At 44.2% G+C, this 19,038-nt stretch carries 16 protein-coding genes; 3 read left to right on the top strand and 13 right to left on the bottom strand.

All coding sequences use genetic code 11. The features are described from left to right. Nucleotides 1-91: 91 nt before the first annotated feature. On the bottom strand, nt 92-3,913 hold the full coding sequence (locus tag ASG93_RS03255) for a family 43 glycosylhydrolase (protein ID WP_063891747.1): 3,822 nt from the start codon (nt 3,911-3,913) through the stop codon (nt 92-94). A gap of 245 nt (nt 3,914-4,158) precedes the next feature. Here ASG93_RS03255 and ASG93_RS03260 point away from each other — a divergent pair, with 245 nt between their 5' ends. Next, entirely contained in the window at nt 4,159-5,598 is a 1,440-nt protein-coding gene (locus ASG93_RS03260; RefSeq protein WP_056829297.1) for a glycoside hydrolase family 43 protein, read from the top strand. A gap of 116 nt (nt 5,599-5,714) precedes the next feature. Then, the gene (locus ASG93_RS03265) at nt 5,715-6,635 is read left to right on the top strand and encodes an ArsR family transcriptional regulator (protein ID WP_056828764.1); all 921 of its coding nucleotides are present in this window, start codon (nt 5,715-5,717) and stop codon (nt 6,633-6,635) included. Nucleotides 6,636-6,786: 151 nt separating this feature from the next. On the opposite strand, the gene ASG93_RS03270 is transcribed toward ASG93_RS03265, so the two are convergent. The 12 genes from ASG93_RS03270 to ASG93_RS03320 form a co-directional block, all read right to left on the bottom strand. Beyond that, the gene (locus ASG93_RS03270; RefSeq protein WP_056828765.1) at nt 6,787-7,764 is read right to left on the bottom strand and encodes a family 43 glycosylhydrolase; all 978 of its coding nucleotides are present in this window, start codon (nt 7,762-7,764) and stop codon (nt 6,787-6,789) included. A gap of 67 nt (nt 7,765-7,831) precedes the next feature. Further along, a complete protein-coding gene (locus ASG93_RS34785; RefSeq protein ID WP_056828767.1) occupies nt 7,832-8,671 on the bottom strand; it encodes a carbohydrate ABC transporter permease in 840 nt (279 codons plus the stop codon). A gap of 27 nt (nt 8,672-8,698) precedes the next feature. Continuing rightward, a complete protein-coding gene (locus ASG93_RS34790) occupies nt 8,699-9,589 on the bottom strand; it encodes a carbohydrate ABC transporter permease (RefSeq protein WP_056828769.1) in 891 nt (296 codons plus the stop codon). A 107-nt stretch (nt 9,590-9,696) separates the two neighbouring features. After that, nucleotides 9,697-11,094 carry an ABC transporter substrate-binding protein gene (locus ASG93_RS03285; protein ID WP_056828771.1) on the bottom strand — a complete coding sequence of 466 codons (1,398 nt, stop codon included), beginning with the start codon at nt 11,092-11,094 and terminating at the stop codon, nt 9,697-9,699. A 263-nt stretch (nt 11,095-11,357) separates the two neighbouring features. Continuing rightward, the gene (locus ASG93_RS34795) at nt 11,358-11,507 is read right to left on the bottom strand and encodes a hypothetical protein (protein ID WP_156410771.1); all 150 of its coding nucleotides are present in this window, start codon (nt 11,505-11,507) and stop codon (nt 11,358-11,360) included. 137 nt (nt 11,508-11,644) lie between these two features. After that, nucleotides 11,645-12,547 (bottom strand): response regulator, encoded by a 903-nt coding sequence (locus tag ASG93_RS03290; protein WP_082614670.1) that lies wholly within the window; start codon nt 12,545-12,547, stop codon nt 11,645-11,647. Between the two features lie 5 nt (nt 12,548-12,552). Beyond that, the gene (locus ASG93_RS03295) at nt 12,553-13,863 is read right to left on the bottom strand and encodes a sensor histidine kinase (protein WP_056828775.1); all 1,311 of its coding nucleotides are present in this window, start codon (nt 13,861-13,863) and stop codon (nt 12,553-12,555) included. After that, nucleotides 13,848-14,609 carry a TSUP family transporter gene (locus ASG93_RS03300; protein WP_056828777.1) on the bottom strand — a complete coding sequence of 254 codons (762 nt, stop codon included), beginning with the start codon at nt 14,607-14,609 and terminating at the stop codon, nt 13,848-13,850. Before ASG93_RS03300 ends, ASG93_RS03295 begins: the two co-directional genes overlap by 16 nt. 34 nt (nt 14,610-14,643) lie before the next feature. Further along, entirely contained in the window at nt 14,644-15,294 is a 651-nt protein-coding gene (locus ASG93_RS03305; RefSeq protein WP_056828779.1) for an amino acid ABC transporter permease, read from the bottom strand. A gap of 20 nt (nt 15,295-15,314) precedes the next feature. After that, nucleotides 15,315-15,968 carry an amino acid ABC transporter permease gene (locus tag ASG93_RS03310; RefSeq protein WP_056828781.1) on the bottom strand — a complete coding sequence of 218 codons (654 nt, stop codon included), beginning with the start codon at nt 15,966-15,968 and terminating at the stop codon, nt 15,315-15,317. Between the two features lie 69 nt (nt 15,969-16,037). After that, nucleotides 16,038-16,910 (bottom strand): glutamate ABC transporter substrate-binding protein, encoded by an 873-nt coding sequence (locus ASG93_RS03315; protein WP_056828783.1) that lies wholly within the window; start codon nt 16,908-16,910, stop codon nt 16,038-16,040. A gap of 19 nt (nt 16,911-16,929) precedes the next feature. After that, complete coding sequence (locus tag ASG93_RS03320) at nt 16,930-17,658, bottom strand: amino acid ABC transporter ATP-binding protein (RefSeq protein WP_056828785.1); 729 nt, start codon at nt 17,656-17,658, stop codon at nt 16,930-16,932. 587 nt (nt 17,659-18,245) lie between these two features. On the opposite strand from ASG93_RS03320, the gene ASG93_RS03325 reads away from it, so the two are divergent. Continuing rightward, nucleotides 18,246-19,025, top strand: coding sequence for a hypothetical protein (locus ASG93_RS03325; RefSeq protein WP_056828787.1), 780 nt, complete (start codon nt 18,246-18,248; stop codon nt 19,023-19,025). Nucleotides 19,026-19,038 lie beyond the last annotated feature (13 nt).

Here is a 19,038-nt window from a genome sequence, read left to right on the forward strand (position 1 = left end):
CATTGAAGACTATACATATGATACAAGCCGCCAACCTCATTACTGAGATAAGCGGCTTATTTCATATCTTTTCTAAAGGGGGTAAGCCTTATTATTTCTGAAACAAATATTGGGCATCCCGGAGCAAGTAGTTTGCTGCTTGACTTAAAATGTGTTTACCGTTTTGCGCCTTCACTTCGCTCGCAAAACCATCCAAATTGTTCGCGGCCAATTTCTTCTGCAAGCTGTTCGCGATACCCGCATTATCGATCCACCCGGCATTCGCAAAGCGTGTTATCAATGCCTGCAATGACTCGATACTTGTCGTGGTTTGGAACGATACGGCTTTGCTGCCAGTGTTCCCTGCCAAATCAGTCGCCGTAACAATAAGCGTATGTGAACCAAGCGGCAACGTATACAGAGGGATTGTTGTCCCTTGCTGATCTTCATTCGAATCCAACGTCACCGTTGTCTTGCTGGTGTCAACTCCAGACAAGTCATCACTTAGCGCAATGGTCGGCGTCATATCTCCGGCATCGCTGAGTGTGCCATACACCAGCCCGGTAACGGTGATGGCCGGCGGCGTATAATCCATAACCAATTCAACGCTTTCTTCTCTGGTTATATCATCCAAGCTTACCGAAACCTTAATATACACGGGTCCTTCACTTACCGGAGTCACGACTCCATTGTGATCTACCGCTGCTATTTGCTTATTATCGCTAGTGTATGTGATTTGCGCCTTACTCAAATCTGCCTGTGTTCCACCTGTCATAAAGCCTTCAATAGACAATTGTGCTGTGGCACCTGCTTTTAAAAAGCTTTTATCAGACATCACCCTTACTTTTTCCAATATCGGCAGAACTTGTACCGCGATGGTATTAGATTTGATTACCCTGCCGGTTTGCGTTGTCACATATATCGCAATTTCTGCACTCCCGATCTCATTCGCTGTAATGACTCCATCCTGAATAGATACTATTTGCGGATTACTGCTGAAATACTCGATTTTAGCATCTCTGAGCCCTATGGTTACGCCGAACTGGTCTTTTGCCGTTAAGCTTAGGTTTACCGTTTTCGTTTTAGCAACCGCAGTGTTATCCACTGTTATAGTCACTGTGCTAATCTCTCTAAAATTTTCTATGGCAGTGTTCAGCGCGATTACTGCTGCATCTATATCCTTCTGGGATGTTATCGCGGTACTTGTTAGTACCGTTTCCGCTGCTGTTATTGCCGTTTGCAATGAAGCCTTATCTCCTTCTACATCGCTATTGAGCTCATTGGAAGCTGATAACAAAGCTTTTACAAGTCCTGATTTGTCCAATACAAAGTTTAAGCTTTCCTTATTGTATAAGGCATCTACCTCGTCTTCTGTTAATGCGCGATTATATACAGCCACATTGTCAAATTTCGCAGATGCGATATCGGCATCGCCCCAAATGTTGCCGCTTCCAACTCTTACATCCTTAGCAGCGGAAAGCGAATTATTGGAAAAGCTTTGCGTTAAATCCGTATGTGCAGTTCCAACTTTGATACCGTCTAAATATACGGCAATACCTTGTGAATTTACTGTATAGGTTACATACTGCCATGTGTTCCCTGTCAATGATTTTGAAATGGCCGTTGCATCCGCCCACGCGCCGTTGGAATTAATTCTGCCGAATAAGTTGGCGCTTATTCTTGTTACCGGATATGCATTTTGACCTCCTGCATTGGCTTCAAATAAAGCGCTGTGCGGCCAGTAGTTGGGGCTCAAAGTATCAGCATTTACCCACATGCCTACAGTGAATCCGTTTTCTGTCATGCCATCGAAGGTATCCGCCGGCAAAGCAAGATAATTGGCTTTAATGGCTTTAGCTGCATTGGTGAGCTGCAGTACATTACCTCTTTGGCCATCCTTTGCAATTGAAGCCGTACCGGATAAAGTGGCATTTCCCGATTTACTTCCGTTGTTGACTACAGCCGAATTATTCACTGACTCAAAATCATATTGGTAAATCGGCTTCTCATTGAGTGCGTATGATTTCCCCTTTACAGTCGTTGAAAAAGATTGCTCTGCCGATGCAGTACCTTTCGTGACTCGTGCTGTTAACGTAACCGGCACATCCTCATCAAGACGATTCACCGCACCTGTCGGAGCAAGTAGATACTTATCGCTGGATGACCATGCAATGGTTGTACCATAGTCACCTGCTGCAGATAAGGCGATATCTCCTCTTACAGTACCCGGAATTTGATCCCGCAAATTATTAGCCGCAATCTGAACTGCCATACGGTCATCTATATACTTACTTCCCCAAATAACCTGATTGTTGCTGCCAACAGCGCTAAATGTCATAACCTTGGAGTCATATTTGGATTCATCGTTTTGTTTAAAGAATACACCTTTATACGTGATGCCATTATAAACAATTTTCATGTAATAGGAACCGTTCGTCATACTCCATGTCCCTGTTATATCACCGGTGATCGTATAGTCTTTATTCAAGTTTACTTGTAATGTAGGGAGCATGGAAGCGCCGCTATTGGATGTACCATGATTAATAAATTCATAAGTACCGGCAATTTCATCCATCCCATAACCGGTCTGAGAAATGGCGTCACCATTATTTTCGTAAGGAGCCACTACAGGCCAACCGTCTTCATTAATGAACATCTGATGTACTCTTACTTCATGATATTCTGTACCATTATCAAATCTGGTGTGATAAAGAAGATACATCTGGCCGTCTGAATCGATGAAGGAAGAATTATGACCGGGCGATCTGTAACCTGAACTTATGCTGCTGAATTTGTAGTTGCCCATAAGCTTTATGCCATAGGGGGAATTGTCTGTATTGGAAGGTAAAACAGCATTTTTCCCACTGCCATCTACATAAGGGCCGTCCGGCTTAACCGACCTGAACATTCTCATATTATAACCGCCGGTTGCATTTAGCCCTCCGTAAGTTACATACAGGTAATAGTAGCCTGTATCCTTATCGTATACGACAAAAGGACCTTCACCTGACTTGCCATATCCGCCTGCAATTTTCGTTCCAAAATATCGGTCGGTAAAAGGACTGCCGGTGTCCTGCCCCGGATAGATGGCTTTACCTGTAGTTTTATCGATTTGCAGGACAAAAATGCCTCCGGACCATGAACCGTACGCCATCCATAGTTTCCCATCCTTATCATAGAACAAGCCGGGATCAATAGCATTTGGAAAAGAACTTGTATTATAAGAACCGTCATTGTTAAACCAACTGGATCTTGGACCTGCTAATGTCCCATTACTAATGAGTTTTTGAATATTCGTATTCGAATATTTGGTATTTATTTTACTATAGCTCGTTGGAGCGCTATTAAGAGTAATGGCGCCGGTGCTTGACTTGCCGTCATAATTATTCACGCTTGTAATGCCGGAATAGACAATGGTATCCACATAGGTATAGGGTCCTTCTATATTTTTGGAAACCGCATAACCAATCGCGGAGCGCTTATAGGTTGAAGATGTGCAATAGTAGACCAAATAAGCGCCTTTTGTTCCGTCCGAGTTGATATAGTCCGGATTCCATAAAGCATCGGGAGCCCATACGGCATATCCCCCCAAGCTATCGCCATCGTTTTCGCCTGCCCATACAAAAGAGCCTGCCAGATTTTTCGATAAATCTCCAAAAAGCGTATTGCCTGGCGTCGTATAGCCATTCGTGAATCGGGTCCAATTTTTTAAATCGGTTGACTTGGCCGCCTCAATATGGGAACCGAACACGTAATACGTGTTACCGTCCTTAACGACAGAAGGGTCGTGTACAGACACTCTGGCTTTAGGCTCTTTTAGCTGTACCGATGGACTGGTTTCCTCAGCAAAGACAGTACTAGGTACAATTAAGCTAGACGCTATTAATAAGGTCATTGCAACTGATGACAACTTTCGAAATGTATTTCTATGCATAAAACTCCTCCTTTTTTTTGATACCAGTTGAAAGCGCATACAATTAGCTTGTTGAGAATGATTCCTAAATGATTCATATGACTCCTTTCCGCGATGTTGTATTCGTAACAATTTTATAACTAAATTAATACTAAATGCAAGGAAATATGTTAAAATAAATATTAATAATTTAATATTTTTATTATTGACTACACTGGGAAAATAGATCATCATTTAGTCTATATCGAGAGGAGGCGCAATTGATTTTGATACCAGCAGCTAAAGTTACCACTTTTCTATTATCCATATTTTTATTAACATCATGCAGCCATACTTTTCCCGAAAAGCCTCCCGCTTTTCAAAACGTATCCGTTCACGATCCCTCCGTCATTAAGGTGAAAGATACGTTTTACGTTTTCGGTTCCCATTTGGCTTCGGCGAAATCGGATGACTTGATGAATTGGACGCAAATTTCTTCAGGCGTGCAGAATGGAAACAAGTTAATACCGAATGTCAAAGAAGAGCTGAAAGCTACCTTTGATTGGGCACAGTCGGATACCCTCTGGGCGCCTGACGTTGTCCAATTGGATGACGGTAAATTTTACATGTATTACGATGCTTGCAAAGGCGACTCGCCAAGATCGGCTCTCGGCGTTGCCGTCGCGGACAACATCGAAGGTCCATATAAGGATAAGGGCATCTTCTTGAAATCCGGCATGTGGGGACAGCCCAGCGAAGACGGAACCGTCTATGATGCGACCATGCACCCGAATACGGTAGATCCCAACACATTTTTTGACAAGGACAAGAACCTGTGGATGGTTTACGGGTCCTACTCCGGCGGCATTTATATGCTGAAAATGGATCCCAAAACGGGACTCCCTTACCCGAACCAGGGATATGGCAAAAAGCTGCTCGGCGGCAATCACAGCCGGATTGAAGGACCTTATATCATGTACAGCCCGGATACGGACTACTACTATTTGTTTCTTTCCTACGGCGGTCTGGACGTAAATGGCGGTTACAATATCCGGGTGGCCCGCTCCAAGAAACCTGACGGTCCCTATTATGACACATCAGGGAACGATATGCTCGATGCTCACGGTAAACCCGGAACCTTGTTCGATGATCGGTCTATCGAGCCTTTCGGGGCGAAGCTGATGGGTAACGTTAATTTGGAAAATGTTGAGGGCGAATTGCCCGGTATGGGAACGGCTTATGTTTCTCCCGGACATAATTCTGCTTACTATGACGGCAAAAGCGGCCGGTATTTCCTTATTTTCCACACCCGGTTCCCTTCCAGTGGAGAAGCGCATGAGGTTAGGGTCCATCAAATGTTTATGAATCCGGAAGGCTGGCCTGTCGTCGCTCCGCACCGGTATGCTGGCGAAACTGCCGGCAAGTATGCCAATAAAGAAATCGCCGGGGAATATAATTTGGTAAACCACGGAAAAAGCATTTCAGCCGAGGTGAAAGAGCCGGTCGTGATTCAACTGTCCGAAGACGGCAGCATCTCAGGAAATGTAAGCGGCAAATGGAAGCTCACCAGCGATCACTCGGCCGAACTTACAATCGATGGTGTTAGCTATTCAGGCATTTTCTTGCGCCAGTGGGATAACGGAATTTTACGGAATGTGATGACCTTCACGGCTTTGTCCAAAGACGGCGTTGCTGTTTGGGGAAGCCACGTTTATAAAAAGAGATGAAAACTATATTTGCATAATTCATATTTTTGCATTAACATTAATGTTAATATTAATGTTACGTTATTGTTAATGTTTTCGACAAAAATCAAACTAACAACTTTTTGGGAGAAGAACAAATGGAACTGGATGCTACTGAAAAATCACTCCCTTTCTACGAAGCCATGGCCAGCAGTGTCCGGCTCAACATCATACAACTCTTGGCCAATCGGTCTATGAATCTTCGCGAGTTGGCGGATGCACTCGGTTTAAGCAGCGCAATTATGACGATGCACGTCAAGAAGCTGGAGAAAGCCGGTGTCATCAGAACCGATATGCTGCCTGGCAAAGGAGGCGCACAAAAGATGTGCACCCTTCAGGTAGAGCAGGCTGAGATTCTTTTCCCATTGAAGCCGGAGAATATCCGGGAATACCACGAAAGCGTATTATCAATCGGTCATTATACCGATTTCATGGTGGAACCGACATGCGGAATAGCTACAACCGAGAGATTCATAGGAGAAGTGGACGATCCTCGTTACTTTCTGGATTCAGAGCGTTTTCACGCAAAAATTCTTTGGTTTAGCGAAGGGTTTGTCGAATATAAAATCCCTAATTTCCTATTATCCACTCAGAACCCGCAGAAACTGGTCATTTCCATGGAAATATCTTCAGAGGCTCCTTTGACGAATAACAATTGGCCTTCAGATATTACGTTTTACTTGAACAAGATTAAGCTGGGTACTTGGACGAGCCCTGGAGATTTCGGCGATAAACGGGGAAAATATAGCCCATCTTGGTGGCCGGAAGACGTCAACCAGTACGGATTGCTCAAGCACCTGAGCATTTCTTCGGACGGCACCTTCATGGACGGCAACCGTTTATCCGATGTTACACTCGAGCAAGTGAACGTATGGGATCGTCAGTGGACCTTAAAGATTTGCGCAGAAAAGGAATCGGAGAACGTCGGTGGAGTTACTTTGTTCGGCAAAGGCTTCGGCAATTACAATCAGGATATTGTCCTGCGGCTTTACTACAATAAGCCACAGACAGAAGAGTAAATAAGGACAAAGAACAAAGGAGCTGTCCCGAAAGGTCTATGAGGACCTGAGGGATAGCTCCTTCGTTTTATTTTGGCTGTTCCCCTTCGTACAGAGCGGTTGCAGCGCTCCGTCATTCCCTTTTGGGACAGCCGCGTTTTTCTAGCTCACCTTATCTGCCTTCCACGTTATCCGCTCTTGGAACGCCGAAGTTAGGCGTGCCATCCGCATTCCAGGTAAAACCTTGAACCCGCGTATGCCGATTGAAATCATAGAGCGGATCACCTACGATCTCCTTGTAATTTCTCGCATGATAGACGATCAGATCCTCGCCATCCTCCGACACGGTGAAGCTATTGTGTCCCGGTCCATATTGTCCGTTTGGCTCACAGGTTGCAAACACAGGAGTCTGCGATTTGCTCCAGTTATCCGGGTTCAGGACGTCTTTCGTATCGGGTATGCTAATCATGCCCATGCAATAATTATGATCTGTCGCGCTGGCGGAATAGGTAATAAATATTTTTCCGTTGCGCTTAAGCACAGCCGCCCCCTCGTTGACCAGGAAGCCAATGGTCTCCCAAGGCAGCTCAGGCTTGGTCAGCATAACCTGAGGACTTTTAATCGTCCACGGATTCTCCATCTGCGCAATATACAGATTCGAGTTTCCCGGAATGTTCGGATCACTTTGCGCCCAAACCAGATACTGCTGGCCATGATGTTCAAAAGTCGTTGCATCCAGGGAGAACGATTCCCAATCGGTATGGATTTGACCTTTTTCCGTCCACTCTCCCGTTAGCGGGTCCTCTGACTTGCATTCCAACACATACATGCGGTGATCAAAAAAACCTTCCCCATTGGCTCCGGTTCTGGCAGCCGCAAAATATACATACCAAGCGCCATCGATATTATGCAGCTCCGGCGCCCAAATATGTGAGCTTAGCTTACCTTCTGAACGTTTCCTCCAAATGACTGCTGCCTCGGCCTTGCTTAGAGAAGAAATCGCCTCGGCACGGCGAAGCTCAATGCGGTCGTACTCCGGGACGGAAGCCGTGAAATAATAGGCTCCATCGGTATGCTTATAGATCCATGGATCGGCGCGCTGCTCAATAAGCGGATTTGCATATAAATTCGTGTCTTTCAATTTGTTCATGATGTTAATCTCCGTTCTCCTGGGTATATATCTATTAATCTATTAAGCATAAAACTGAAAAGCTTTGTTAACCTTTAATACCGGAAATCGCAACAGACTCGATAATCTGTCTCTGGAACACAATAAATACGATCAGAACAGGCAGCAGCGCAATCGTCGACGCCGCCATGATCAACGGATAATCCGTTTGAATCGCATAAGCGGCGTTGAAATTGGCAATCACCAATTGCAGCGTTTGTTTTTCCGGCGAATTCAAATAAATGATCGGCCCCAAATAATCGTTCCAGATCGCCATAAACCATAAAATCAACTGAGCCGCGACCCCTGGCGCCATTAAGGGAAATATCACTTTCGAGAAAATGCCGAAATAGGAAGACCCGTCGATTTTGGCCGCTTCCACAAGCGCATTCGGAATGCTGGTCAAAAACTGGCGCAAGAAGAAGATCATCGCCACGTTCCCAAAAAGTCCGGGAATAATGAGCGGCAGCAGCGTATCGACCCATCCGATTTTCGAAAACATCATAAACTGCGGAATCATCACAACCGGGTAAGGAATCATAATGGAAGCGATCAGCATCAAGAAGAGTTTATTCTTGTGAGGAAATTTCAGTTTTGAGAAGGCAAAGGCCGCCAGACTTGATATAAGCGTACCAACGATCGTTACCGAAAGGGCAACAATCAAACTGTTTTCAAACCCGCTAAGTAAAGGTCCCTTTTCCCAAATCTCGCTATACTTCTCAAAATGAAACGGATCCGGTATCCATTTGGGCGGCAAGGCAAATACATCATCTCTGGATTTAAATGAAGTCGATGCCATCCAAAGCAATGGGGCAACCATGAAGATACCGCCGATAGATAAAATAATAAATATAAAGAAGTTCGTTATTTTTCGTTTAGTTGTTTGCATGCCTGCTACACTCCTTTCACGCCGGATTTAATCGATATCATAGGACGTTCTTTCGTTCATTTTGAATTGAATCAGCGTAACGATAAATATGAAAACGCCCAGTATGACCGCCATAGCGGATGCATAGCCCATTTGCAGATTGCCAAAAGCTTTTTGGAATACATAAAACACAACCGAAGCTGAGCTGTATTCCGCCCCCCCGGTAGACGTCATGATGTTGACCTCGATAAAAATCTGCGAGCCCCCGATGATGCTGGTGACTACGATAAAGAAGGTGACAGGTTTGACCATCGGCCAAGTAATCTTTCTCAGCGTTTGCAGTGCATTCGCGCCATCGAGCTGTGCGGCTTCGTAGTAGTCCTTAGGAATACTCTGAAGCGCAGCCAAATACAGAAGCATGGAGAAGCCCAAGCCCTTCCAGATCGCCATGATCATAATCGCAGGTTTCACTGTATATTTATCCATCAACCAGTTCGGGCCCTTAATGCCGAAGAGATCCAAAAACTGATTAACAAGACCATAGTCGCCGTTATACGCCCATTGCCACAAGATGGAGATCGCCGCCAGAGAAGAAATGACCGGAATATAATAAACAACGCGAAAAACCGTCGTTCCCGGTATTCTGCGGTTCAAGCCTAATGCAAGCATCAAGGACATGAAGATTCCGACCGGAATGCCAAGCATCATAAATAACGTGTTAAACATGGCTTTATAAAACAGTTCATCCGTGAAAATATCCTTGTAGTTGCCCAAACCGATAAAATCCATATGTCCTAACCCGTCCCAGTCCGTAAAAGAGCCGTAAAACGAGTAGACCACCGGAAATAGACCGAATAATAGAAATCCAAGAACTGGCGGAAGGATAAATAAATATCCGTTATACATCTCTTTGCGGTAGAGCTTGGATTTGGTTTTCATATTTCACCCCTGATGAATTCGATAGGAAAATGATGTTAGCTGCCTTGCTGCTCACAATAGCAACTAACATCATTTCAATCGGGTTAAATACCCGCATTTGCTTTGCCTTATTTCGTTGTTTTTTTCTCTTGTTCGATCGCTTTATCCAGAAGCTTTTGCATTTTTGGCTGTTCCTGCTTCACGTAGTCTGCAGCCGTTACTTTGCCGTCCATCACAGGCTGAATATCCGTGAAGAAAAGCTGATACCATTCTTCATTGTAGGTATAGTTGCCCGGAAGCCCTCTTCCGTAATCCTGAACGATTTTCATGAACTCTTGTTTATTGGCCGGTTTTGTGGACGTATCGGCAGCCCAGTCTTTTGCCATATCCATCAAATTCGGAATTTGAACCTTGGCGTCAACAAGCTCCTTCATCCCTTCTTTGGAGGCTGTCAGCGCCATAACAAGCTCGGCCGCTTCTTGCGGATACTTCGTTTTGCTGGATACACCAATGCCGAGGGAGCCTAACCAAGTTGCCGTTTTGCCGGTCGAGCCTGCCGGGTACGGAATCAAATCGTATTCAAACGGCAGCTTCTCATACGTGCTCATATCCCATGGACCTACCGGGAAGAAGGCCATCTGTCCTTTCATCCAGCGTTGATACGTATCGAGCGTTTGCGCTTCGGCAATCGAAGGCGTGATTTTGTATTTGTTTTGCATATCAGCGAAATATTGCAGCGCTTCGGCGAACTTCGGATCGTCAATCGCCACTTTCGTTTTCGTCGAATCGAGCCAGTCCGCGCCATTGCTCCATACAAAGCTTTGCAAGGACCAATTGACATTGAAGCCTGTTCCCCATTGATCCAGCTTGCCGTCGCCATTCGTATCCTTGGTCAGCTGCTGGTTCACTTTGATAAACTCATCCCAAGTGTACGGCTTATTCTTGTCCGGCAGCGGGATGCCCGCTTTCTGGAACATCGTCTTGTTATACCCAAGGGCGAACGGACCTAAATCTTTCGGCATACCGTAAATGTTGCCTTGGCCTACCTGCTTGCCGTCATAACGGTAGAGATTAATGCCAGTCGGCCATATGTTCTTGATGTCGACATCCTTATAACTCTCAACATACTTCGTAATATCCAGCAAAATACCGCTGTTCACATAGGCTCTCAGATCACCGGGGCCATAGTAGAACACGTCAGGGACGCTTTTTCCCGTAATAGCTGCCTTCAGCTTCGTCGCATATTGATCCGCAGTCGTCATGATGACTTTGACCGTAACACCCGGGTGGCTGCCTTCGTATTTCTCAACGATCTTTTTGTACGCTTTCTCCTCGTCAGGGCCTCCCCTGAACATGAAGGCCATTTCCTTCTTTTCTGTGCTTTGACTGCTGCTGGCAGCAGTTGCTGCAGAGGTAGCTGTAGCTTCGGTTTTGCCGACGCCCTTACTGCTGCTGCAGCCCACAAGCGTTGTGCCAACAATTAGTGAAAGCGATAAAGTGGATAAAAGTCCTTTTTTCCCTACCATGTAAACCCCTCCTAGATTTTTTTATTATTCAATAGCGCTTGTGAGGCACTATGAAAACGCTTTTAAATATGGAATCAATATTTAAAAATTGAATGAAAAAAATTGCTGACACTGGCCTTGCAGTCAATTTAGATAGTTAGTTAATATATTAATAATTAAATATATTTATTACCTAAATACTAATTCAAAACGCTTTCAAAGTCAATTACTTCTTCAAAAACATGAAAAACGGGCAAATACTATCTGTATCGTTTATATATATATTAACTAATGAGATGAAGAATAGGCACCCAAAAGTGAAGAAAGAAGGGCAGCGGAATACATAGATTCCGACTGCCCTTCTCTTTAGACTGCTGTAGTGGAAGCCTCCCAGGCAGCATGAATTTTATATTTTGACCGTTAATGATTAACATGATAAAGGATCCTCCTAATTTTGAAAGACCCTATCCCAGCGCAACCAAACAAAAAAAGGCCGCAGGAAAATTCCTACGACCTTTCGGATTTATCCGTTTGAGGTTTCTTATCTACGCTAATTTTATCTGCCCTATCTCTAATACTCGCTGCGCATCTTATCCGTAACCTCAAGATAGAGAACTTGGAGAAATTTCTTAATATTGACCTTGCCCTTCTCCGGCTTCGAGTTCTCATCGATTTCTTTCATCTTCATACGCACATCCTGGAATTCAAAATAAAGAGGCGCATAATGCTCAAATTTCGGATTGCTGTAATCCGTCAAGCCGATACTCGCGATATGGGTTAATGCCCCCATGACGGTACGGCGAATCCGTTGTTCGACGGCTTTGCCTTCTTTTTCAACATCCGCTTCCTTTACCTTATGGCATCTGGATACAATTTCATAAAGCTCCTTGAGCGGCGGAATTCCTTCCGCTTTATGATGTTGTGCAAGATGTTCCATAATGTCCATCAAGTCGCGACTGCCAGCGTCCCCTACGATCCCCATATCCATGAGAATGGGCTGCATAATTTCGCGGACACTGCGTTTTTTACGAGTACTCTCAGGGCTTGTATGCAGTAAACTCAGCTTGGTTAAAGATTCTTTAATCTCCTGCAAGGAGCGGCTGATGTTCCACTGCTCGTTAACCTTGGACAGCACCGCTTCCACTTCAATTTTATTAATTGGTTTTTGAATATAGAACTCAACACCAGCTTGATAGGCCTTGCCAATCATTTCTTTATTTTCAATTTGCGAAATCATCACGTATTTTCCTTGATAACCTTGCTCCTTCAATCGAATAATCGTCTCTATGCCATCCTGATCCGGCATTAATAAATCAATGACCACGACATCCGGTGTGGTTTCCAGAAGGACCTTCTCGCCTTCGCTCCCGCTGCCAGCCGTACCAACGACTTCGCCTAAACCGCCTTTTTCAATGATCTTTTGCAGCATCAGCCTACTTACCGCATCATCGTCAACAATTCCGAATGACAGCATGATCTCTACGCTCCTATTTTCAACGTATCGGTCAATATCGTAATCACAAATGTGGTCTGAAATCCAGGCTCGTCAGAGCGTAAATGAATGTCTCCACCTAAAGAATGAACAATATCTCGCACATGCGAGAGTCCAATCCCTGTCGCGGCAAAGCCCTCCTGATTGAATTTGGTCGTAAATCCAGGTGCAAAAATCATATCTCGATCCTGTTCAGAAATGCCAACACCATTGTCGGCTACGATTATGATTGTCTCTGCACCTTGCTCATAAGCACTAACGAGAATCGATCCATGATCTTCAATCGCTTCTACGGCATTAGACACGAGATTATTGATTACGGTTAAAAGGGGGAGGTATTGATCTGAACAATAGTCCGTTTGAATGTCGCTTTTGAATTGAATCTTTTTGCCAAGCATCGCACTGTAACCCAGGTTGGACTTAATAGCGAACTCCACGACTTCGGCCAGCCTCATATCGGAAGCGAAATCGCGATCGAACAGCTTTAACAACCCGGCCAGGATGCGCTGCGAATCTTTTTTGACCTCATGAATTTGCTGGGTAATTTCCAAAATGGTACGAGAGTAGCTTTTTAACCCCGCGCCATTGATTTTTTCATATAAATTGTGGCTCTTGGCTGTTATTTGCTCAATCGTATCCATCGACTTCCGCAAGTAAAATACTTCGCCATATAAACCGCTATTCGTATTTAACATCTGTTCCATGCGCTTCTGCTGCTCATTATGCACGACTCGCATCTGATTAATGCTCACACTGTTGTAGATACCAACCACAAAGTAGCTCCGCACGACAGCGGTAACTGTGATATACAGTAATTGCTCCGTAAACATGTTCACTGAATGAAAAATCAAGCTGCGCGCCAGCAATTCAATCTCATTGGACATAAGATCAATAACCGATAAGAACAACCCAAGAACAAAAGGGTGGAATTGGTCCCAATTCCGTTTAATGAAGTTCATGGCAATCGCAAAGGCCATATAATAAAATGCGGCTGATAAATGCGTTTGCGCGCTCGCGGTGAAAGATATTGCCCCATGTAATAGGATACCATCTTCCAACGTCCGAAATAGCAGAACAGAAACTCCAGTAACGATACCTGTATAGACATAAGGCAGATGCTTCATCAAAAGCAAACTGAGTAGAAAGGCGCTGCTGCCAAGACCAATCCGAAACATTTCGCCACTGAAAGGTGTGATCTTAAATTCTCCGGCTATAGCCGTCACAATAGCGACGAGAAGCATTTGCAGCCCTTCGTTCTTTAAGCGTCCCAGCCTTTCACCCCCTACAAGATATCCCATATCTGTTTACCAATGAGGATGATGCAAACGGTAAGAAATAGCGGTCGGACATACGCTGAGCCTTTGCGGATCGCCGTACGTGATCCCAGCAAAGATCCACAAACCATAGCTATTCCCATCGGGATGCCTATCCCATAATTAATGGATCCCAGAACCATGAAAGTAACCAAACTTGCCACGTTGCTCCCGAAATTGAGTACCTTTGAATTGCCGGCCGCTTTGACGAAATCGAATCCTAACATCAGAAATACAAAAATAAGAAAGGAACCGGTCCCCGGTCCGAAGAAACCATCATAAAAGCCCAAACCGAATGCTGCGAAGCCCATTAACATCGCTGTTTTCGTTGAGAATTGGCGGAAGGTAGAAAGATCCCCCCAATTTTTGCGAAAAAGAGTATAGATGGTGATCAATATAAGCATTACGACAACCAACGGCCTTAAGAAATCAGATGGAATTTGCCGCAGCACCATCGTTCCGCATACAGCTCCCAAGAGAGACAAAAAGAACAAACCGCGTACGGCTTTCAGATCGACATTCCCAGACCGCATGAAAGAAATCGTACTCGTCAGGGAAGACATGGTGCCCGCCAATTTGTTCGTTCCTAACGCGACAGCCGGGGGTAATCCCGTTGCCAGCAGAACCGGAAGAGCGATTAGCCCCCCTCCGCCAACGACTGAATCTACATATGCCGCCACAAAACCACCGATGATGATGAATATCATCATTTCCCAACTTACATGTAACATGATGCCAAGACTCCTTCTGGATGTTAAATTCCTCTTATACCAATCTTGATTCCATCCTGCGGGCTGCTAAGGATAGCGCATAATTCACAGCGAAATACAGAATAGCCACTAAAAATAGAATAGGAATGGTATAACTGTAGCTTTGTCCAATTACTATTTTCGCATGATGCATCAGTTCAGGCAAGGAAATAACAATGGCAAGAGACGTATCTTTTAACAGAGATATAAATTGACTCACGAGCGGCGGCATCATTCGGCGCAGCCCTTGAGGCAGAACAATATGCCAAAGGGTTTGCACATAGCCTAGTCCTGAAGATCTAGCGGCTTCAATCTGCCCTTTATCGATGGAATTCAGGCCGCTTCGCACAATCTCCGCAATCATCGCGCCTTCAAATAACGTTAAAGCCAAGATCGTTGCATTCATGGGTCCGAGTTTAATTCCTACATCCGGCAAGGCGAACCTCGAGAAAAATATGATTAACAGCAGTGGTAAATTGCGAATAAGCTCGACTGCTATGGCCAGAATGGGTGAAACAACGGGCAGCTTCGTATACCTGATTGTACCGACAACACACCCCACGATAAAGCTAAATACAATAGAGATCGCAGCAACTTTAAGTGTCATATAAAAACCCTCAAATACAAACATTACATTATCAGCTGAGAAAGCCTGCATGATATCCATTCGTTCACCTCCCTCTAAAGTCAGTCCGTACGAGCTAATTTACGTTCTAGACGCAAGGCCACGTAACTTAGCGGCAGCGTGAGTATCAAATAAAGCACAGCAACGAAGATATAGGTATCGAACGTAGCATAGGTCTCACTTGCGACCTGATCCCCGAAATACATGAGGTCAAAACCTGCGAATACGCCAAGTACCGACGAGTTCTTAACGAGGTTAATAAATTGATTGCTAAGCGGCGGTATCACAATTTTGATCGCTTGCGGAAGGACGATATGCCACATGGTTTGGACATAAGTCAGTCCCGAGGATTGTGCAGCCTCAGATTGGCCTTTGGGCACCGACATAATGCCTGCTCGGATCGCTTCCGCGATAAAAGCTGCCGTATACACCGTAAGGCCTAAGGTCCCGCATACGAATCCGCTAAGGGTAATGCCGATGGACGGCAGCCCGTAGAAGAACACGAATACAACAAGCAAGAGCGGTATGTTTCGAATGAACTCTACATAGGCAGTCCCTAGCCATTGCAGCGGCTTCACCGATCCAATACGAAAAATGGCAATGATCGTACCCAGCACAAAGCTACCAATTAACGCAATAACGCTGGCAATGATCGTGTTGAAGAAGCCCTTCATGTAGATATCAAAATAATCGGTAAAAATCGAGAAATCCGGCATGCGCTCCCCCCTCATAGACAGAAGATGGGCAGCAGCTGCCACCCATCTCTTCTTTTATTCTTGTTACTCTTATTTGGTTGGCGCTTTGCCAATCCATTTCTCGTAGATTTTCGCGTATTCACCGCTTGAATCCAACTTCTTCAGTCCATCATTCACAGCAGTTGTAAGAGCAGTCTCGCCTTTCTTAATTGCGATACCATAAGGCTCATCCGTAAACGGTTCGCCAACCACTTCGAAGTTCTTATCTTGTACCATCATGCCGTAGAGGATGGCATTATCTGTGGTCAACGTGTCCCCTTGACCCGCTTTCAGGGCGCTGAAAGCATCTTGGTAATTATCAAACTCAAGGATGGTGGCATCTGGAGATTTGGCTTTAATATTCGCAACGGAAGTAGAGCCTTTTACAGCTAATACTTTCGTTCCTTTTTTAACATCCGCTACACTCTTAATAGGGCTGCCTTTCTTAACGAGCAAAGATTGTCCGGCTTTAAAATAAACATTGGAAAACTCAACTTGTTTCTTCCGCTCTTCGGTAATCGTCATCGTCGCAACAATCATGTCAATTTCTTTGTTGTCGAGCATCGGAATGCGCGTCTTGGACGTTACTTCTTTCAACTCAATTTTCTTCTCATCGCCGAGAATTTCTTTGGCTAATGCTTTCGCAATGTCGACGTCGAAGCCTTCAACTTCCCCGCCAGTCGGGTTCTTCAAACCGAATAGCTTGGTATCAAATTTCACACCAACGACAATTTTGCCTCTGCTTTTAATATCATCCAGAACGGACGCTCCGCCTGCCGGCTTCGCAGTGCTTGGAGCGCTGCTTGCTGCTGGAGAACTAGCCGGAGTGCTTGATGCGCCCCCTTTTGTGCTGTTAGAGCCGCACCCCGCCAATGCGAATATCGTAATTAACATAAACATGAAATTCCACTTTTTTGACATCATGGTTTTGTTCATCTCCTTATTAATGGTTAAGTACCCGATTCAGAAATAATTTCGCTCTTTCTTCACGAGGGTTGACGAAGAATTCCTCTGGAGGTGACTCTTCTACAATCTGACCTTTGTCCATAAAAACAACACGATCGGCTACTTCACGGGCAAAGCCCATCTCGTGCGTAACCACAACCATCGTCATTCCTTCATTTGCAAGCGCCTTCATGACATCAAGAACCTCTCCAACCATTTCCGGATCCAAGGCTGATGTGGGCTCATCAAACAACATAATTTTCGGCTTCATCGCCAGTCCCCTTGCAATAGCCACACGCTGCTGCTGTCCGCCAGATAACTGTGAAGGAAAACTGTACGCCTTATCCTGAATACCAACCTTATCCAGGAAATACATCGCGATCTCCTCGGCTTCTTTCTTAGCCATACCATGCACCTTCATCGGTGCAAGCGTAATGTTATCGATCACTTTCTTATGCGGATAGAGATTGAAATGCTGGAATACCATGCCGATATCACGACGGAGCTTGTTCAAATCCATCTTCTTATCGCTAACCTTGTACTCATTCACGATAAGCTCACCGCTTGTGATGGTTTCCAGTCGGTTGATACACCTAAGCAGCGTACTCTTGCCCGAACCAGACGGACCTACAACGACAACGACCTCACCCTGCTTAATCTGAAGATTAATTTCTTTGAGCACATGAAAATCGCCGTAATGCTTCTCTACTTGACGAAATGAGATCAATGGAACCCCCCCTTCGATGGATCAATATAGATGTAAACTGTTTGTTATGTTAATTGACACATTTAAATGATAAGGAAAAAACTATGGGATCTTATGCAATCCGACATTTAGTTAGAAAAAAACTATGACAGCAAGATGACGAACCTTGTTTCCAATCCTCTTGTCGATGGGTACAGAGCGCTTCAGACCATCCTTGCGGGCATGGAACCAGACAAGTTATCATAGGCATTACTCCTCAATCAGGTCGGCGAGGGCATAAGGATCGAATTGATTCCTTCAGAAACGCAGCGATTATCAAGGCATCTATTTCATGTTCCCAGAATGAGAATTCTCAGTGATAATAATAAATTTACCACGCATTCAATCAAGTTTCATAACTATAATTGTTGTCCTCAACATCTTTGTGTGAGTTTAGATTAAATCCTTGTAATTGCTCAGGATAGTTTATTCACAACTTTGATTATTAATCTTTCCGACATTTATAGCGAAATAGGTAAAATTTTGTTGATAATAATAGATTATGATTTATAATGATTATATAATTAGGTAATTAGTCCTAAAATTAGTGCCGAAAAGGTGAGGGAATTTTGAAACGCGAAAAGCTTATAATCATTATGTTTATTTTACTCGTCATCTCTTTAGTGCTCCTTGTTAATGTTTCGGAAAAAATTGAACTCGTTGTTTTTAGTGGAATAATTGTATCTTTAGCGATTCTTTTTTTATTTTTAAGACCCCTTCAAAGTTTTGCTGTGTTAGTCATTCAGATGCTTGGAGCAGGCTTCTGGCTTGCGATACAAGGGTACATAAATCAATGGGGAAGCTTATTACAATTAGAAGCTATCTTAAAAAATTTAACGTTCATGTCATCAGTTATATGTTTATGGATGACCGTAGCACAACTCATTAAATATGGGCAAGAGTATACAAAGATGAGAGAAGAACTTCATCTGCTTCAAAAGTTTGAAGATGGGGTAGCAATCTTAACTATGAACGAGTTTATGTATCGCATGGAAACCATATTTATCGCAATGAGACGTAGAACGGAAAAGGGCTATTTACTAAAGATCAAAATAAACACATTCAACAAGGAATTTGCTATTAAAAGCCTATATGATTCCTTCGTCAATGCAAGTCTAAAATCGGTTAGGGATAAGTATGATCTTGTCGGAAAAATGTCTAATTCGGAAATTGTTATCATGCTGCAAAACACGAATGTCGAAGGTGCACTGGTTGTTGAGAACAGATTCAGAAACTTTCTTCAAGATGAACTTACAATAGATAGCGACCTTTTTAGTTCAGAACTTATTGAACTTCCTGATGAGTGGAGCAGTACCCAGTCCATTGTATTAAAGGCAGCAATAGCTTAATATCAGGGAGGCT

The organism is Paenibacillus sp. Soil787 (assembly GCF_001429545.1).
Classification (GTDB): domain Bacteria; phylum Bacillota; class Bacilli; order Paenibacillales; family NBRC-103111; genus Paenibacillus_E.